The sequence below is a fragment of the Halomonas sp. McH1-25 genome (genome assembly GCF_022348165.1).
Taxonomy (GTDB): Bacteria; Pseudomonadota; Gammaproteobacteria; order Pseudomonadales; family Halomonadaceae; genus Modicisalibacter.
Genome location: NZ_JAKRFI010000001.1, coordinates 787,283 through 804,923, shown reverse-complemented (window position 1 = coordinate 804,923; position 17,641 = coordinate 787,283). Strand labels below are relative to the sequence as shown.

Genomic DNA, 17,641 nt, shown 5'->3' with positions numbered 1-17,641 from the left:
CGGTATGGCGAATGCGAATAGGCCATCGGCAAGACGCCGTATCAAGCTGCTGGGGTGGCGTCAGCTACTGGTCATGACACTGGTTGGGCTGGTGCTGGTCAGCGCCCTGGCCGTGATTACCAGTGCGCACATGACGCGCGTGCAATATGCCCGCCTGCAGCAGCTCGAGCGCCACAAGGACAAATTGCAGACCGAGTGGGGGCAGCTGCTGCTCGAGGAAAGTACCTGGTCGGCGCCGTCGCGGATCGAGCGCCTGGCCAGCGAGCGCCTCGACATGCATGTGCCGGAACTCAGTGAAGTCAAGGTGATCAGCCCATGAGTGCGGCAGGAGACAATTCGCCGACCCGGGCGCAGGTCGCGCCGCTGGGGGCGGGACGCTACCGCTTCATGGTCTGTGTGGTGCTGGTGGCCCTGGCCGTCCTGGTGGGACGCATCGTCGATTTGCACGTCATCGACCGGCTGTTCCTGCAGGGGCAAGGCGATGCCCGTACGTTGCGTGTCGAGACCATCGACGCACACCGCGGCATGGTCACCAGCCGGCACGGCGAGCCCCTGGCGATCTCGACGCCGGTGGTGAGTCTGTGGGCCAACCCGCAGGAGCTTCCTGTCGATGACATCCAGCGCATGATGCTGGCGCGAGCGCTCGGAATGGACCTTGCCGAGCTCAACGCGCGCATCGAGCGCTACGCCGAGCATGAGTTCATGTATCTGCGCCGACGCATGACGCCGCTCGATGCGCAGCCCATTCTCGACATGCGCCTGCCCGGCGTCTATGCGCAGCATGAATACAAGCGCTATTACCCATCCGGTGAAGTCACCGCCCAGTTGGTCGGTGTCACCAATATCGACGACAAGGGCCAGGAAGGCGTGGAACTGGCCTACAACGGCTTCCTGGCCGGACAGCCCGGCAAGCGCCGGGTGCTCAAGGACCGCAAGGGGCGCCTGGTTCGCGATCTCCATCTGATCAAGGAGGCCAAGCCGGGAGGCAACCTGGCCCTATCCATCGACCTTCGCCTGCAGTACATGGCCTATCGCGAACTCAAGGCGGCGGTGGACGAGAACAACGCCGACGGCGGCACGCTGGTGATGATGGATGTAAAGACCGGCGAGGTCTTGGCGATGGCCAACCTGCCGTCCTATAACCCGAACAATCGTGCCGAGCTCGATGCCAACGGTCTGCGCAACCAGGCGATCACGGACGCATTCGAGCCGGGCTCGGTCATGAAGCCGCTGGCCATGTCGGCTGCTCTGGAAACGCCCAAGTTCTCTCCCGAAACGGTCATCGATACCTCGCCGGGCTGGATGCGGGTCGACAACTTCACGATTCGCGACTTCCGCAACTACGGCGAGCTGTCGATGGCCGGTATCCTGCTGCACTCCTCGAATATCGGTATGTCGAGAGTGGTCCTGCAACTCGAGGAGGATGCGGTGTGGAATCGTTATCATGCGCTGGGTCTCGGTCAGACGCCGGGCACCGGTTTTCCGGGCGAGACGACCGGTAGCCTGCCCACTCCCTACGACTGGTCGGATAGCAAACGGGCGTCCATGTCCTACGGTTACGGCGTCGCCGTGTCCGCCCTGCAGTTGGCTAGCGCCTATACGGCGATCGCCAATGAAGGCAAGCGTATGCCGCCTTCGCTGCTCAAGTTGTCGTCGCCGCCCGAAGGGCAACAGGTCATGGCGCCACAGGTCGCCGACGATCTGCTGCATATGCTCGAAGCCATCGTGCAGCCCAGTGCCGGCGGTTCACGTGCCGTCGTGCCGGGTTATCGAGTTGCCGGCAAGACGGGTACGGTGCGCAAGGTCACCCAGGCCGGCTACCAGCAAACGGCATATCGTTCGCTGTTTGCCGGCATTGCACCGGTCTCAGACCCGCGAATCGTCACCGTGGTGATGGTCGATAACGCCAAGAACGGCGATTACTATGGCGGTCTCGTCGCGGCGCCAGTGTTCGGCCGTGTCGTGGGCAAGGCCTTGCGCCTACTCGATGTGCTACCCGACAAGAAGGAGGCGGTAGAGTGATTCAGATCGACGGTGACCGCCTGTGGCAAGCTATCTCCGAATTATGGCCCGGCATGCCGCTGCCCGATGTTGGCCGGACGTTGTCCGCAGCGGCGTTGCGTCTATGCCGGGATAGTCGTGAGGTGGCGGAAAGCGAGCTGCCGGCGATCTTTGTGGCCGTCCCCGGGGTCCAGGTCGATGGACGTCGGTTCGTCAGCCAGGCACTGGCCGACGGAGCATACCTGGTGTTGGCCGAAGTGCCCGATACAGCGGCCGGCGACGCGGCATTGCCAAGCGACGAACGGGTGCTGGCGCTTCCCGGCCTGGCGGGGCGGCTAGGAGAGTTGGGCCGAACATTGTTCGCCGTTCCCGATTCCCTGGAGCTGATCGGCGTGACCGGGACCAACGGCAAGAGTTCCGTCACGCATTACATCGCCGCGTTGAGCGAGTCGCTGGGCCGTCCCGCCGGCGTAATCGGTACGCTGGGCTGGGGGCGGCCGGGACGGCTGACCGACAGTGGGCTCACTACGCCGGGCCCCCTCGAACTGCAATGGATGCTGGGCCGCATGGCTGCCAGCGGCATCCGGCGCGTGGCCATGGAGGTCTCGTCGCATGCGTTGATGCAGGAGCGCCTGGCCGGCTGTCGTCTCGGTACGGCCGTATTTACCAATCTATCGCGCGATCATCTCGACTATCACGGCAGCATGGCGGCCTATGCGGCGGCCAAAGCGCGCCTGTTCCGGCGACCCGAACTCGAGTTGGCCGTGGTCAACGGCGACGATGCACTGTCACGCCTGATGCTGGCCGGACTGCCGGAAGGCGTACGCGTACTGGCCACCGGTCGTCAGGAAGCCACCACGCTGCGGGTGCTCGACTGGCAGCCGCATGCCTCGGGGCAGCGTGTGCTGATTGCCACGCCGGACGGTGAACGGGCCCTTGAACTCGGCCTCATGGGTCGCTTCAACCTGGATAACGTACTGCTGGCCATGGCCGTCCTGTATGGCCTGGGCGAATCGCTCGATGCGCTATGCGAGGCCGCCAATGTCCTGACGCCCGTACCAGGCCGAATGCAAATTACCACCCGGCCGGGGCTGCCCAGCGTCATCGTCGACTACGCCCATACCCCCGACGCATTGCACAACGCTTTGTCGGCATTGCGCGATCATTTGCCCCGGCAGGCGAGGTTATGGTGCCTGTTCGGCTGCGGCGGCGATCGTGATGCCGGCAAGCGTCCGTTGATGGCGCAGGCCGTCGAACCGCTGGCCGATCACGTCGTGATCAGCGACGATAACCCGCGAAGCGAAGATCCGGCAGCCATCCGTGAGCAGATCATGGCAGGATTGTCGCCCGAGGCGCAGACGCGTGCCTGGTGTATCGGCGGGCGTGGCGACGCCATCGCCAAAGTCATTACCGGGGCGGGGCCGGAGGATGTCATCCTGATTGCCGGCAAGGGGCACGAGACCTATCAGGAAATCCAGGGGCGGCGTCTACCGTTCTCGGACACCGGGTGCGCCGAGGCAGCCCTGCAATCACGCGAGGGTAACGCATGAGCGATAGCGGACTGGATAGCCTGGCCGCGATTGCCGCAGCGCTGGGGGCAGAGTGGCATGGCGAAGACCGGTTGGCCGGTGCCGTAACGACCGACACACGCACCTTGAAACCCGGTGATGTATTCCTGGCACTGTGTGGCGAGCGTTTCGATGCCCACGACTTTTTGGCCCAGGCGCGTGACGCCGGCGCCGTGGCTGCCATCGTGTCGCGACCGATCGATGATAGCCTGCCCCAGATCGAGGTGGCCGATACCCGTCTGGCGCTGGGCATCCTGGCGCAGGCGCGTCGCCTGGCCTGGGGTGGGCCGCTGGTGGCGGTCACCGGCAACAGCGGCAAGACGACGGTCAAGGAAATGCTGGCTGCCATTCTACGGCGATGCGGCGAGACCTTGGCGACGCGAGGCAATCTCAATAATGATATCGGGGCGCCGCTTACCCTATTGGGGCTCAGCCAGGCACATCGATATGCGGTAATCGAACTGGGCGCCAACCATTTGGGCGAGATTGCCTGGACGACGATGCTGGCCCGTCCCCAGGTGGCCGTGATTACCAACGTTACCGGGGCGCATGTCGGCGAGTTCGGGGGCATGGGGCAGATTGCCCAGGCCAAAGGGGAAATCCTCGCAGGGCTGGCGCCGGAGGGGGTGGCGGTGCTCAACCGTGACGACGCTTTCCATCCGTTCTGGCAACGCCTGGCCGGTCAGCGGCGTATCGTGGATTTTGGCCTGTCGGCGGATGCGCGAGTCCAGGCGCGCGATATGATTCACGACGATGTCGGACGTTACGCTTTTACGCTGGTTCAAGAAGGAAAACCGCTGGGAAGGGTGCAGCTCGGCCTGTTCGGCAAGCACAACGTGAGCAATGCGCTGGCGGCCTCGGCGGCGGCGTTGGCGCTCGAAGTGCCGGTCGGCGACGTGATTGCTGCCCTTAACGAACTCCAGGCCATGCCGGGCAGGCTGGCCCTGGTCGAGGGGCGCCGCGGCAGTAGGCTGCTGGACGACACCTACAATGCCAATCCCGGCGCAGTGAAGGCAGCATTGGACGTACTGGCGCAAATGCCGGGGCCGCGCTGGTGTTTCCTGGGCGGCATGGGGGAGCTCGGTGGGGCGGCAGACGCGCTGCATGCCGAGATCGGGCATTATGCCCGTGAGCGTGGTATCGATTTTCTGGGAACTCTGGGCCCTCTGGCCGAGCCGGCGGCTCGTGCCTTCGGAGAGTCAGGGTGTCATTTTACCAACTGGGACGCGCTTTTGCGCCATGCCCAAGACCATCTGCCGTCAGGGGCCAGCGTGCTGGTCAAGGGCTCGCGCAGCGCCGGTATGGAGCGACTGGTCGCCGAACTGCGCGCGGATGCATCAAGGTGAACGCTATAACATGCTGCTTTATCTGGCTGAATTTCTTGCACAGTATCAAAACGCTTTTACCGTCTTCGATTACCTGACCCTTCGCGTCATTCTTGGCACGCTGACCGCGTTATTGCTGTGTCTGTGGTTTGGGCCGATGATGATTCGTCGCCTGGTGGAGCGCCAGATCGGCCAGGCCGTGCGCGACGACGGTCCCCAGTCCCACCTCTCCAAGGCGGGTACGCCTACCATGGGCGGGGCCATGATTCTGATGGCCATGGCGATCAGTACGTTGCTGTGGGGCGACCTGGACAACCACTATGTCTGGCTGGTGCTGATCGTGACGCTGGGCTTCGGCGCCATCGGTTGGGTCGACGATTATCGCAAGGTGGTCGAGAAGAACCCGCGCGGCTTGCCGGCACGCTGGAAGTACTTCTGGCAGACCGTGCTCGGCATCGGGGCGGCGGTGGTGCTCTACTACACGGCGGCCAGCCCGGTGGAGACCAGCCTGATCGTGCCGCTCTTCAAGGAGGTGGTGATCCAGCTCGGGCTGTTCTACATCGTACTCACCTATTTGGTCATCGTGGGTAGCTCCAACGCCGTCAACCTGACCGACGGACTCGATGGGCTGGCGATCATGCCGACCGTCATGGTGGCAATGGGGCTGGCGGTGTTCGCCTATGCCAGCGGCAATGCGGTATTCGCCGAGTATCTGCATATTCCCATGGTTCCCGGTGCCGGTGAACTGGCGGTGTTCTGTGGCACGATAGCAGGCGCGGGACTGGGGTTCTTGTGGTTCAACACCTATCCCGCGCAGGTGTTCATGGGCGACGTGGGAGCGCTGGCACTGGGCGCTGCCCTCGGTATCGTGGCGGTCATCGTACGCCAGGAAATCGTGCTGTTCGTGATGGGTGGCGTCTTCGTCATGGAAACCGTGTCGGTCATCCTTCAGGTCGGTTCCTACAAGCTGACCGGGCGGCGTATTTTCCGCATGGCGCCCTTGCATCACCATTTCGAGCTCAAGGGTTGGCCCGAACCGCGCGTCATCGTCCGGTTCTGGATCATCACCGTCGTGCTGGTGCTGATGGGACTGGCAACCCTGAAGATTCGTTGATGTCCGGCCCGTTGTGAAAGAGGGCGGGCATGATAACGTGGCTTTTTTCGAACTGATCGCTTGAGGTGTGATGTTGACGCGCGGACAAACGCTGGTCGTCGGGCTGGGTGTGTCGGGGCAGGCGATAGCACGCCACCTGACGCGCCAAGGCGTTTCCTTCATGGTGGCCGATACTCGTCGGGACCCGCCAGGGCTCGACGCATTCCGGCGTGAGCATCCTGGCGTGGCGGTGCATTGCGGTGCGCTCTCATCGATCGATCTCGAGGCGTTCGACGAGATCGTGCTGAGTCCCGGCGTCGATCCTCGCTCACCCGGCTTGGCGCCGATCTGGCAGCGTTCGCAGCAAGGTGCGACACCGAGAGTCGTGGGCGAGATTGCCTTGTTCAAACGCGCCTGCCATGCGCCGATCGCGGCCATTACCGGCGCCAATGCCAAGTCGACCGTCACCACGCTGCTTGGCGAGATGGCACGCGAGGCTGGTGTTCGTGCAGCGGTGGGTGGAAATCTGGGCACGCCCGCCCTCGACCTGCTGCATGCCCAACCCGATGCCGAGCTCTTCGTGCTCGAATTGTCGAGTTTCCAGCTCGAAACGACGCCCTGCCTGGGGGCGACGACCGCGGCGTTTCTCAACCTGTCGGAAGATCATCTCGACCGGCATGGTGACATGGCCGGCTATCGTGCCGCCAAGCTGGGTATCTTTCGTGGCGCGCAGCATGCCGTCGTCAATGCCGAAGATCGCCTGACCTGGCCCGACAACGACGACTTGCCGGTCGACCGCTTTACCACGAAGTCGCCCCAAGGTCCGCAATGGGGAATTGCCGTGCATGATGACGGTGGAGGCAAGGCGCCTTGGCTCATGCATGGCGCCCGGCCGTTGATGGCGGTGGACGAGCTGCGTTTGCCCGGCCGGCACAATCAGGCCAATGTGCTGGCGGCACTGGCCATGGGTACACGCCTCGGGTTGCCCATGGAAGCCATGCGGCGCGTACTGGCGCGCTTTCCGGGCCTGCCGCACCGCGGTCAGCTGGTGGGCGCAGCCGATGGCGTGCGCTGGGTCAACGATTCCAAGGGGACCAATGTCGGTGCCACCCTGGCAGCGATCGATGGCCTGGGCGCTACCCTCGAAGGCAAGCTGATCTGGTTGGGTGGTGGCGTCGGCAAGGGCGCCGATTTCACGCCGCTGGCCGAGCCGCTGGCTCGCCATGCGCGGGAAGCCATTGTGTTCGGCGCCGATGCGCCACGTCTGGTCGAGGCGCTTTCACGCAGTGTCCCCGTCGTTCGTCAGGACACTCTGGTGCAAGCCCTCGAGCGCGCGGCCTCCATTGCCCAGCCTGGGGATTGCGTTCTGCTGTCGCCGGCCTGTGCGAGCCTCGATCAGTTCGTCAATTACATGGCTCGGGGCGAAGCGTTCCAGGCATGGGTGGAACGCTATCTGGCAACTCGGCAGGAGGGCGCATGACATCGAGTCGTCTACAGCGTATGAGGCGGCGCCTGTCTACCCAAGGACAGCCCTTCGATGGCTGGTTGCTGCTGGCAGCCGTAGCGCTGCTGCTGGTCGGACTGGTCATGGTTACCTCTGCCTCGACCGAAGTGGCGACCGGGCTGACTGGCAATCCTTTCTATTATGGCATCCGTCATGGGGTGTTCGTACTCATCGCCAGCCTGGTGGCGGTGGGAGTGTTGTATGTGCCGTTGGCGGCATGGCAACGCAACGGCCCCTGGTTACTGTTGGCCGGATTTTTCCTGTTGATTGCCGTATTGATCGTCGGTACCGAGGTCAATGGCAGCAAGCGCTGGATTCCGCTGGGACCGATCAATATCCAGGCCTCGGAAGTGGCCAAGCTCTTCCTCATCGTCTATGTCGCCGGCTATTTGGAACGTTTTTTACCCGGCGTGCGCAAGTCCTGGTGGGAGTTTCTCAAGCCGTTGATCATCCTGATGCCAATGGGCGTGCTGCTGATTCTCGAACCCGACTACGGCGCCTTGGTGGTGATGACCGGCTGTGTGATGGGCATGCTGTTGCTGGCGGGCGCCCCGATGATCCGTTTCATCCTGTTGCTCAGCGTGGTGCTGGCGCTGGGGGGCTATATCGCCATCGCCGAGCCCTACCGGCTCGAGCGCATCACCAGCTTTGCCGACCCGTGGGCCGACATGTACGACTCGGGATATCAGCTGACCCAGGCGCTGATCGCCTATGGGCGGGGCCACTGGCTGGGGCTGGGGCTGGGTGACAGCGTCCAGAAGCTGTTCTATCTGCCCGAGGCCCACACCGACTTCGTATTCGCCGTGATTGCCGAAGAGCTGGGGCTGGTTGGGGCCATTGCCGTGGTCGGTCTGTTCGCGTTGCTGGTCTATCGCGCGCTGCACATCGGTCGGCAGGCGGAACTGCAGCGATTGCCGTTCGCCGCGTATCTCAGCTACGGTATCGGGTTGGTCTTCGGTGCCCAGGCCTTCATCAACATCGGTGTGAGTACCGGCATTCTGCCGACCAAGGGGTTGACCTTGCCCTTGCTGAGCTATGGGGGGTCCAGTCTGGTGGTCAGTTGCGTCATGGTGGCTCTGTTGCTGCGTGTCGATAGCGAGACACGCCAACGTCGCCAGGCGCCGGCCCCGAAACCGGCCAAACGGGTACAGGGAGTGGCATTGCAGTGAAAACTCAGTCAGTCCAGCCGCGCCGGGCCTTGATCATGGCCGGCGGAACTGGAGGGCACGTGATCCCGGCCTTGTCGCTGGCGCGTGCCCTGCAGGCAAAGGGAGTCGCTGTCGAGTGGCTGGGCAGCCCACGGGGGATCGAGAATCGGCTGGTCCCCGAGGCGGGCATTCCACTTCACTGTATCGATGTGGCCGGGCTGCGTGGCAATGGGGCCGCGGGGTGGCTGACCGCGCCCGGAAGACTGACCCGGGCCATCGTGCAGGCGCGCCGCATCATCGAGCGCTACGATCCGCAGCTGGTCGTCGGTCTGGGCGGTTTCGCCAGCGGGCCTGGTGGCCTGGCGGCCTGGCTGTCGCGGCGTCCCTTGGTCATCCATGAACAGAACGCGGTCGCCGGCATGACCAATCAGGCGCTATCCCGCCTGGCGACGCGCGTGTATGCCGCGTTTCCTGGGGCCTTTCGCAAGGCAGGCAAGGCCCATCGGGAGGTCGTCATCGGCAACCCCGTGCGCGATGACATCGCTGCGCTGGGCATTGCACCCCGCCGAGCCGAGGCCATGCGGGGCCGCCGCTTACGGCTGTTGGTGGTGGGCGGATCGCTGGGGGCCGTAGCACTCAACGAGTGCCTGCCCAACGCGCTGGCGCGGGTGGATGACATGCAGCGTCCCGAGGTTCGCCATCAGGCCGGTCGCGGTAAGGAAGAGGCGACGCGACAGGGCTATGACAAGGCCCATGTCGAGGCCGAGGTCAGCGATTTCATCGACGATATGGCGGCCGCCTACGATTGGGCCGATGTGGTGGTATGCCGGGCGGGGGCGTTGACCGTCGCCGAGCTCGCCGCTGCGGCCAAGCCGGCACTTTTCGTCCCGTTTCCGCATGCCGTCGACGACCACCAGACGGCCAATGCCCGGCATCTGGTCGAAGCCGGTGCCGCACGCCTGATACCCCAGACTACTCTGAGTGCGGAGGGCCTCGCCGAGACGCTGGCCTCCGTGCTCGACCCTGACGTTCTCGCCACCATGGCCGGTGCCGCACGTGCCTGTGCTCACCTGGATGCCGTCGAACGCCTGGTGGCGGGTTGCTTGGAGATCGGTTTTGAGCAATAGCGAATTTCCTTCCGTGCCGGGCCAGGCACGCCGTGTCGGACAGATTGGCAACGGCCTGGGTATGCGCCGTATCCAGCGTATTCATTTTGTCGGTGTCGGCGGGGCCGGAATGTGCGGCATTGCCGAAGTGCTGGCCAACCAGGGCTACCAGGTCAGCGGTAGCGACCTCAAGGAGTCGGCAGTCACCACGCATCTGCGTGATTGCGGCATTCGTGTCGAGATCGGGCATGAGACGAGCAATGCCGAGAATGCCGACGTCGTCGTGGTGTCGACAGCGGTGGATGCCAGCAATCCCGAAATCGCCTGGGCGCGCGAGCATCGCGTGCCGGTCGTAAGGCGTGCGGAGATGTTGGCCGAGCTGATGCGCTTCCGGCATGGCATTGCCGTGGCCGGTACCCATGGCAAGACGACCACGACCAGTCTGACGGCCACCTTGCTCGCCGAAGGCGGCTTCGATCCGACATTCGTCATTGGCGGCAAGCTGACCAGTGCAGGGACCAATGCGCGTCTCGGCGAAGGCGACTATCTGGTTGCCGAGGCCGACGAGTCGGATGCCTCCTTTCTGCATCTGCAACCGATGATGGCGATCGTCACCAATATCGATGCCGATCACATGGCGACCTATGCCGGGGATTTCGCCAGGCTCAAGGACACCTTCATCGAGTTTCTGCACAATCTGCCCTTCTACGGCATGGCCGTGCTGTGTCTCGACGACGACAACGTGCGTAACCTGTTGCCCCGCGTGCAGCGCCAGTTCGTGACCTATGGGTTCAGTCCGGATGCCGACTACCGGATCACCGATTTCGTTCAGGAAGCGGGGGAGATCCGGTTCACCGCAGTACGGCCCGAGGGGCATGCACCCTTGGCGGTACGCTTGGCCATGCCCGGCGAGCACAATGCCCAGAACGCACTGGCCGCCATTGCCGTGGCAACCGACGCAGGTGTCGACGACGAAGCGATCCAGCGCGGCCTGGCCGGCTTCGCCGGTGTCGGGCGTCGTTTTCAGGTGCATGGTGAGTACTCGCTGCCGCAGGGTGCCGGTGAGGTCATGCTGGTCGATGATTACGGCCACCATCCGCGTGAGGTCGAGATGGTGATCCGGGCCGTTCGCGCGGGTTGGCCAAAGCGCCGTTTGGTGATGCTCTATCAGCCGCACCGTTATTCTCGCACCCACGATCTCTACGAGGACTTCGTACGCGTGTTGTCCGGTGTCGATACCTTGCTACTGCTCGATGTCTATAGCGCAGGGGAAGCGCCCATTCCCGGCGCCGAGGGGCGCACCCTGGCAGGGTCGATTCGCCAGCGTGGCCAGGTGGACCCGCTCTTCGTCGAGCACAAGAGCGAGTTGCCCAGGCTGCTGGCGCATGTGCTGCGCGACGGCGACATCCTGATCGCCCAGGGGGCCGGAGACGTGGGTGGCATTGCGATTTCGCTGGCGGCCAGCCGGCTTAGGCTTGATGAGGTGGAACTATGAGCCACAACCTGCTTGAAAGTGACGCAGTGGGTCCTGCCCAGTTTGGCCGGGTGGTCGTGCTGTATGGCGGCAATTCGGCGGAACGGGAAGTGTCCCTGGTCAGTGGCGCCGCCGTGCTGGCGTCTCTGCAGCGCAGTGGTGTCGATGCTCGCGGGTACGATCTGGCGGCAGGCGGACTGAGCGGCCTCGAGGCTCTGGCGCCGGATCGGGTGTTCATCGCCATGCATGGCCGGGGCGGAGAAGACGGCACCTTGCAGGGCGCGTTGGAGCTGCTCGGCATTCCTTACACCGGTAGCGGCGTGCTGGCTTCGGCACTCGGCATGGATAAGCAACGCACCAAGCAGGTGTGGCAGGCGCTCGGCCTGCCGACGCCGGAAAGCATTACGCTATCGTCCGATGCAGACTGGCCGACGGTCGTCGAGCGCCTTGGACTGCCGATGATCGTCAAGCCGGTGCATGAAGGCTCGACGCTGGGTATCACGATTGTCGATAGCATCGAGGCGCTCAAGTCCGCCTACCGTGAAGCTGCACGCTATGACGCGGCGGTCATGGCCGAGCGCTTCATTCGCGGCGAGGAATACACCGTCTCGTTGCTTGGCGATAGCGACTTGCCGGCCATCCGTGTCGAGGTGCCGAGTGGTTTCTATGACTACGAAGCCAAGTATCATTCCAACGAGACGCTCTATCACCTACCTTGCGGCCTCGATACGCCCACCGAACAGGACTTGGCAAGGCTATGTCGCCAAGCGTTCGAGGCGGTCGGTGGGCAGGGCTGGGGAAGAGTGGATGTCATGCGCGATGCTCAGGGCCGGTTCTGGTTGCTTGAAATCAATACCGTCCCCGGGATGACCGACCATAGCCTGGTGCCTCAGTCGGCCGCGCATGCCGGCCTTGGGTTCGATGCGTTGGTACTGCGCATTCTCGCTACGTCGTTGGAGCGCTGACAGAATGGCGTCGGGCGGATCGCGCAGCTCGCTACTTGGCCTGGTTCTGCTGTTTATTCTGCTGGGCGCCGGTGGCCGGACCCTGTGGCTGTGGCTGGACCGGCCTGTCGAGCGGGTGTCGATTCGCGGTGAACTGGAATATGTCAGTGCCGACTACCTGAGAGAGCGACTGGCACCGCTGGTGCGCGGCCAGACATGGCTGTCGGTGGATATCGCGGCGCTGCGCGAACAGGCGCGGGCCATCGACTGGCTGGCCGAGGTGAGGGTTTCTCGCCATTGGCCCGACGCCTTGACCTTCGAACTCTACGAACAGGAGCCGGTCGCACGCTGGAACGACGACCTGCTGCTCAATCCGCGGGGCGTTCCCTTCCGGCGTGGCGAGGTAGAGGTTCCTGACGATTTGCCCGACCTGGCGGGACCGGAGGGCAGCGGGGCAGAAGTCCTGGCGCTGCTCGACCAGTTACAGAGCGGCCTGGCTCCATTGGGGCTGAACGTCACTCAGCTGCGTCTCGAAGATCGCGGTGCCTGGCGTTTTCAGGTCAATGACGGTGTCTGGGTCATGCTTGGCCGTAATCAGCGCGATACGCGTCTGGCCCGCTTCGCGGTTGCCTGGCAGCGTCAACTTGGCGAGCAATCGGCACGGATTCGCTATATCGACTTGCGCTACCCTAACGGCGTTGTCGTAGCCTGGCATGGCGAGACCGATGTCGAGATTTCGGAAGGCTAGTAACGTAAGCGTTGCTTTTTTTAACGCGAGAGCCCGCCAGCAAAGGCGCCGAGGTATTTCTTTCAACAAAAAATCCCCGTATTCTGTTGCTGACTTTGAGTATTGGCTGGTTAAATAATAAATATTGTTTACTTAATTGGCCAAAATACCTTATTTAGTAAATAAACGGTTTCAAATATTGTGAAGATCGAGGAGTGACCCCGACCCATGGCAGGACAATCCAATGCTTCCAATATGGTCGTCGGGCTGGATATAGGGACATCCAAGGTGGTGGCTATCGTCGGCCAGCCAACTGATGATGGCGGGTTGGAGATTGCCGGGATCGGCTCCCATCCTTCACGCGGAATGAAGAAGGGCGTGGTCATCAATATCGAGTCCACGGTGCAGTCCATACAGCGTGCCGTGGAAGAAGCCGAACTGATGGCCGGTTGCGATATCCACTCGGTGTACGTCGGCGTGGCGGGTAGCCACATAAGTTCGATGAATTCCGATGGGGTCGTCGCGATCAAGGATCGTGAGGTCACGCCATCCGATATCGACCGGGTCATCGATTCCGCCAGGGCGCGGGCCATTTCCGAAGGGCAACGCATCCTGCATGTGCTGCCCCAGGAGTTCGCCATCGATACCCAGGAGGGCATCCGCGAGCCGCTGGGGATGTCCGGCGTTCGGCTGGAGGCTCGGGTCCATCTGGTGACGGCTGCCCTGAATGCGGTGCAGAACATTGAAAAGTGTGTGCGACGTTGTGGGCTCGAAGTCGATGCGATCATTCTCGAGCAACTGGCCTCGAGCCATGCGGTACTGACCGAGGACGAACGTGAGTTAGGCGTTTGCATGGTCGACATCGGTGGCGGCACGACGGACATCGCCGTGTTCACCGAAGGGGCCATTCGTCACACGGCGGTCATTCCGATTGCCGGTGACCAGGTGACCAACGACATCGCCATGGCGTTACGCACGCCGACACAATATGCCGAGGACATCAAGGTCAAGTATGCCTGTGCATTGACCCAACTGGCCTCGAGCGACGAAATGATCAAGGTTCCCAGTGTGGGTGACCGCCCGGCCCGAGACCTGTCTCGCCAAGCCTTGGCCGAAGTGGTCGAACCTCGTTACGAGGAACTGTTTACTTTGGTACGCGAAGAACTGCGACGCAGCGGCTACGAGGATCTCGTGGCAGCGGGGGTGGTACTCACCGGGGGTACGTCACGTATGGAAGGGGTGGTCGAACTGGCCGAAGAAATCTTCCATATGCCGGTACGTATCGCCTGCCCGCAGAACGTTCGCGGTCTGGCTGACGTGGTGCGCAATCCGATTTATTCCACGGGAGTGGGTTTGCTACTCTACGGAATGCGGGATGCCAGCAAGCAGGCCCAAAGCCGCGTGGTATCCGCCCAGCCCCGTAGAGAGGAAAGCGCTCGGCGTGGTGGCAAGGATGGCATCTCGACGCTGGAACGGGTCAAGAGCTGGTTCAAAGGAAATTTCTGACAGGGCCGCATCCATGCGGTCACAGGAGACGGGGCAATGTTCGAACTGGTAGATAATGCACCTTCCAGCAGCGCAGTCATCAAGGTGATCGGCGTTGGTGGAGGCGGCGGCAATGCCGTCAATCACATGGTCGAAAGCAACATCGAAGGCGTCGAATTCATCTGCGCCAACACCGATGCGCAGGCGCTCAAGCGTGTTGCTGCCAAGACCGTTCTCCAGTTGGGTAGTGAAATCACCAAGGGACTCGGCGCCGGAGCCAGTCCCGAAGTCGGCCGTCAGGCGGCCATGGAGGATCGCGACAAGATCGCCGAATTGCTCCAGGGCGCCGACATGGTCTTCATCACTGCGGGTATGGGTGGCGGCACCGGGACCGGTGGGGCGCCTGTCGTCGCCCAGGTGGCCAAGGAACTCGGTATCCTGACCGTCGCCGTCGTGACGCGGCCGTTCCCCTTCGAAGGGCCGAAACGCATGCGCGTGGCGGAAGAGGGCATGCGCGAGCTGTCCGAGCACGTCGACTCGCTGATTACCATTCCCAACGAGAAACTGCTCGCGGTACTTGGCAAGAGCGCCAGTCTGTTGACCGCTTTCAGTGCCGCCAACGACGTTTTGCTGGGCGCCGTGCAAGGCATCGCCGAGCTGATCACCAGCCCGGGTATCATCAACGTCGACTTTGCCGACGTGCGTACCGTGATGTCCGAGATGGGCATGGCAATGATGGGTACCGGTGGAGCCACCGGTGAAAACCGGGCTCGGGAAGCGGCCGAAAAGGCAATCCGCAGCCCGCTGCTGGAAGATATCGACCTGCATGGTGCTCGCGGGATCCTGGTCAATATTACGGCGGGTCCCGACCTGTCGATCGGCGAGTTCAACGACGTTGGCGCGACGGTGCAGGAATTCGCTTCCCAGGACGCCACCATCGTGGTGGGCACCGCCATCGACATGGAAATGGCCGACGAGCTGCGTGTCACCGTGGTGGCAGCCGGTCTCGATGGACGCAAGGAAAAGGCCGTGACCCGCGAAAGTGCCGCACGTCCAGAGACGACGGATTACCGCAAGCTGCAGCAGCCCACGGTCATGCGTCAGCAGGCGGCCAAGGCCGATCAGGACAACGCTGCCAAAACGCGGCAGGAGAAACGCAAATCTCAGGAGCTGGACGATTATCTCGATATTCCGGCATTCCTGCGGCGTCAGGCGGATTGAGTTGCGCTATCGAAGGCATAGGGATGGCCGGACGACGAAATTTTGTTTAAACAGTTGTTCGATGGTATAGTGAACACTGTTTGACAACCTTTAGTGACAGCCTGGCCATTGCCCATGATCAAACAACGCACTCTCAAGAACACCATGCGCGCCACTGGCGTTGGACTGCATTCCGGTGAGAAGGTCTACCTCACCTTGCGTCCGGCGCCGGTCAATACCGGGATCGTCTTCGTGCGAACCGACCTCGATCCCGAGGTGCGCATTTCCGCCCGTGCCGAAAACGTCACCGACACCATGCTGTGTACTGCCCTGTCCAGCAACGGTGCCAAGGTGGCTACCGTCGAGCATCTTATGTCCGCATTCGCTGGCCTGGGGATCGACAACGCAATCGTCGAACTCAGTGCGCCGGAAGTGCCGATCATGGACGGTAGCGCGGGGCCGTTCGTTTTTCTGATCCAGTCCGCCGGTATCGAAGAGCAGGACGCGGCCAAGAAATTCATCCGCATCAAGCGCGAGATCGGTGTGCACGAAGACGGCAAGGAGGCGGTTTTTCTGCCTTATGACGGCTTCAAAGTGTCGTTCTCCATCAATTTCGACCACCCGGTGTTCGAGCAGCAGAAGCAGACCGCCGTCGTCGATTTCTCGACCACTTCGTTCGTCAAGGAAGTGTCGCGGGCGCGTACCTTCGGGTTCATGCGTGATCTGGAGTTCCTGCGCTCACAAAATCTGGCGCTGGGCGGCAGTCTCGACAACGCCATCGTGGTCGATGAGTACCGTATCCTCAATGAGGGCGGGCTGCGCTACGAAGACGAATTCGTCAAGCACAAGGTGCTCGACGCTATCGGCGACCTGTACCAGCTCGGCTACAGTCTGATAGGTGAGTTCCGTGGCGTAAAATCCGGCCATGCCCTCAACAATCAGCTGTGTCGTGCGATGTTGGCCAATCCCGATGCCTGGGAAATCGTGACCTTCGAGGGCGAAGCCCAGAAAGCGCCGGTCTCCTACGCAGCGCCTGCCATGGCCGTTTGATCGCATCGCATTTCAGGCAAACCAGGCTTCAACGCCGACCTTACGGGTCGGCGTTTTTTATTATGAGAGGGAACGTTCGGCGTGAGCAGCCAAGCGTTCCAGCGAGCGCCGCAGGCGAGGATCGGTCGTGTCGGCGGCACAGCAGGAAATTTCGTCGGCGGCACGTGACGAGAGCTTGCGATGCTGAGCGATGGGCACCTTGGGCGGCGAGATGGGACGGACCTTGAAGGTGAAGCCCAGCACGGCCTCGAATTCGGGCAACTGCCGCAGAAGGCCCAGCAAGCGTGCCTGCTCGTAACGCAGCCAGGTCAGCCAGGCGGCGCGATCGGTAATCAGGGTCAGTTTCCCCTCCCGGTAGCCACCCACAAACACATGTGCGCGCACATCCTCGGGAAGATGCTGGCGTAGATGCTGCTGGGCGCGATCGATGACCCGGGCCATGCGCATCAGGCCGCTGAGCTCACCTTGGGTGGCTTGCGAACCTTCAAGCAGCCGGGTCGTGGGCTGGGCGTGGAAACGCTTAGCCTTTATACTCATGGGCTTGCTCGCCACTCTGCGAATCGATAGCGGCAATCTACCATGCAAGGGAGTCCTTCGACAGCATGACCTGCGCCAATCCCTCAACGACTCATGAGGAGCGCCCGACTCGCCGGCGGACACGCTGGTGGCTGGCCGGGTTGCTGGTCGGCTGTCTGTTGCCGGCGGGGCTGGTACATGCAGAAGCGTTGCGCCTGGCCGAAAGACTGACCCAGATTTGCCTGATGGCGCCCGACGCCATCCGCGCCCAGTCACGTCGAGTAGCGCGCCGCAAGGCACGTCGCTGCCTGCCGTCGCATGTCTCTTTGCCGTGCCGTCCCGTCGTGCCTGCCTGCCGACCGGCCATGGGAGTGCCCTGTGCAGGGCAGGATGTCCTGAACCGACGCGGTCCGCCGCAGGCCCAACTGGCCTGACGCCATCACGCGACCTTGGTGGGATGACCTGTCTCCCGCCGGAACCACTTCCGTTTCAGGACGACA

Annotated in this window: 16 protein-coding genes; 15 read left to right on the top strand and 1 reads right to left on the bottom strand. The window is 62.8% G+C overall.

The genetic code is table 11. The annotated features are described in order from the left end of the window. The first annotated feature begins 4 nt into the window (after positions 1–4). The 14 genes from ftsL to lpxC all read left to right on the top strand — a co-directional run bounded on the left by ftsL (position 5) and on the right by lpxC (position 16,625). A complete protein-coding gene (ftsL, locus tag MHM84_RS04140) occupies positions 5–319 on the top strand; it encodes a cell division protein FtsL (protein WP_239262758.1) in 315 nt (104 codons plus the stop codon). Beyond that, entirely contained in the window at positions 316–2,022 is a 1,707-nt protein-coding gene (locus tag MHM84_RS04135) for a penicillin-binding transpeptidase domain-containing protein (RefSeq protein ID WP_239262755.1), read from the top strand. The genes ftsL and MHM84_RS04135 overlap by 4 nt, the downstream gene beginning before the upstream one ends. A 53-nt stretch (positions 2,023–2,075) precedes the next feature. Further along, complete coding sequence (locus MHM84_RS04130; RefSeq protein ID WP_239263836.1) at positions 2,076–3,551, top strand: UDP-N-acetylmuramoyl-L-alanyl-D-glutamate--2,6-diaminopimelate ligase; 1,476 nt, start codon at positions 2,076–2,078, stop codon at positions 3,549–3,551. Continuing rightward, entirely contained in the window at positions 3,548–4,915 is a 1,368-nt protein-coding gene (gene murF, locus MHM84_RS04125; protein WP_239262752.1) for a UDP-N-acetylmuramoyl-tripeptide--D-alanyl-D-alanine ligase, read from the top strand. Before MHM84_RS04130 ends, murF begins: the two co-directional genes overlap by 4 nt. Before the next feature lie 10 nt (positions 4,916–4,925). Then, a complete protein-coding gene (gene mraY / locus MHM84_RS04120) occupies positions 4,926–6,008 on the top strand; it encodes a phospho-N-acetylmuramoyl-pentapeptide-transferase (RefSeq protein ID WP_239262749.1) in 1,083 nt (360 codons plus the stop codon). 70 nt (positions 6,009–6,078) lie between these two features. Then, positions 6,079–7,467 carry a UDP-N-acetylmuramoyl-L-alanine--D-glutamate ligase gene (gene murD, locus MHM84_RS04115; protein ID WP_239262746.1) on the top strand — a complete coding sequence of 463 codons (1,389 nt, stop codon included), beginning with the start codon at positions 6,079–6,081 and terminating at the stop codon, positions 7,465–7,467. Further along, positions 7,464–8,660, top strand: coding sequence for a putative lipid II flippase FtsW (gene ftsW, locus MHM84_RS04110; RefSeq protein WP_239262743.1), 1,197 nt, complete (start codon positions 7,464–7,466; stop codon positions 8,658–8,660). The genes murD and ftsW overlap by 4 nt, the downstream gene beginning before the upstream one ends. 35 nt (positions 8,661–8,695) lie before the next feature. After that, positions 8,696–9,766: an undecaprenyldiphospho-muramoylpentapeptide beta-N-acetylglucosaminyltransferase gene (murG, locus tag MHM84_RS04105; protein WP_239263833.1), complete on the top strand. Its 1,071-nt coding sequence runs from the start codon at positions 8,696–8,698 to the stop codon at positions 9,764–9,766. Between the two features lie 61 nt (positions 9,767–9,827). Then, on the top strand, positions 9,828–11,240 hold the full coding sequence (murC, locus tag MHM84_RS04100; RefSeq protein WP_239263830.1) for a UDP-N-acetylmuramate--L-alanine ligase: 1,413 nt from the start codon (positions 9,828–9,830) through the stop codon (positions 11,238–11,240). Next, on the top strand, positions 11,237–12,184 hold the full coding sequence (locus MHM84_RS04095) for a D-alanine--D-alanine ligase (RefSeq protein ID WP_239262740.1): 948 nt from the start codon (positions 11,237–11,239) through the stop codon (positions 12,182–12,184). The genes murC and MHM84_RS04095 overlap by 4 nt, the downstream gene beginning before the upstream one ends. 4 nt (positions 12,185–12,188) lie before the next feature. Beyond that, positions 12,189–12,911 (top strand): cell division protein FtsQ/DivIB, encoded by a 723-nt coding sequence (locus MHM84_RS04090; protein ID WP_239262736.1) that lies wholly within the window; start codon positions 12,189–12,191, stop codon positions 12,909–12,911. A gap of 207 nt (positions 12,912–13,118) precedes the next feature. Continuing rightward, positions 13,119–14,396: a cell division protein FtsA gene (ftsA, locus tag MHM84_RS04085; protein ID WP_239262733.1), complete on the top strand. Its 1,278-nt coding sequence runs from the start codon at positions 13,119–13,121 to the stop codon at positions 14,394–14,396. A gap of 36 nt (positions 14,397–14,432) precedes the next feature. Then, a complete protein-coding gene (gene ftsZ, locus MHM84_RS04080; RefSeq protein ID WP_239262730.1) occupies positions 14,433–15,596 on the top strand; it encodes a cell division protein FtsZ in 1,164 nt (387 codons plus the stop codon). Between the two features lie 114 nt (positions 15,597–15,710). Then, the gene (gene lpxC, locus MHM84_RS04075; RefSeq protein WP_239262727.1) at positions 15,711–16,625 is read left to right on the top strand and encodes a UDP-3-O-acyl-N-acetylglucosamine deacetylase; all 915 of its coding nucleotides are present in this window, start codon (positions 15,711–15,713) and stop codon (positions 16,623–16,625) included. 60 nt (positions 16,626–16,685) lie between these two features. Here the strand turns inward: lpxC and MHM84_RS04070 are convergent, their stop codons facing one another. Continuing rightward, the gene (locus MHM84_RS04070) at positions 16,686–17,162 is read right to left on the bottom strand and encodes a DciA family protein (protein WP_239262724.1); all 477 of its coding nucleotides are present in this window, start codon (positions 17,160–17,162) and stop codon (positions 16,686–16,688) included. A gap of 65 nt (positions 17,163–17,227) precedes the next feature. On the opposite strand from MHM84_RS04070, the gene MHM84_RS04065 reads away from it, so the two are divergent. Further along, complete coding sequence (locus MHM84_RS04065) at positions 17,228–17,575, top strand: hypothetical protein (protein WP_239262721.1); 348 nt, start codon at positions 17,228–17,230, stop codon at positions 17,573–17,575. Positions 17,576–17,641: the final 66 nt, after the last annotated feature.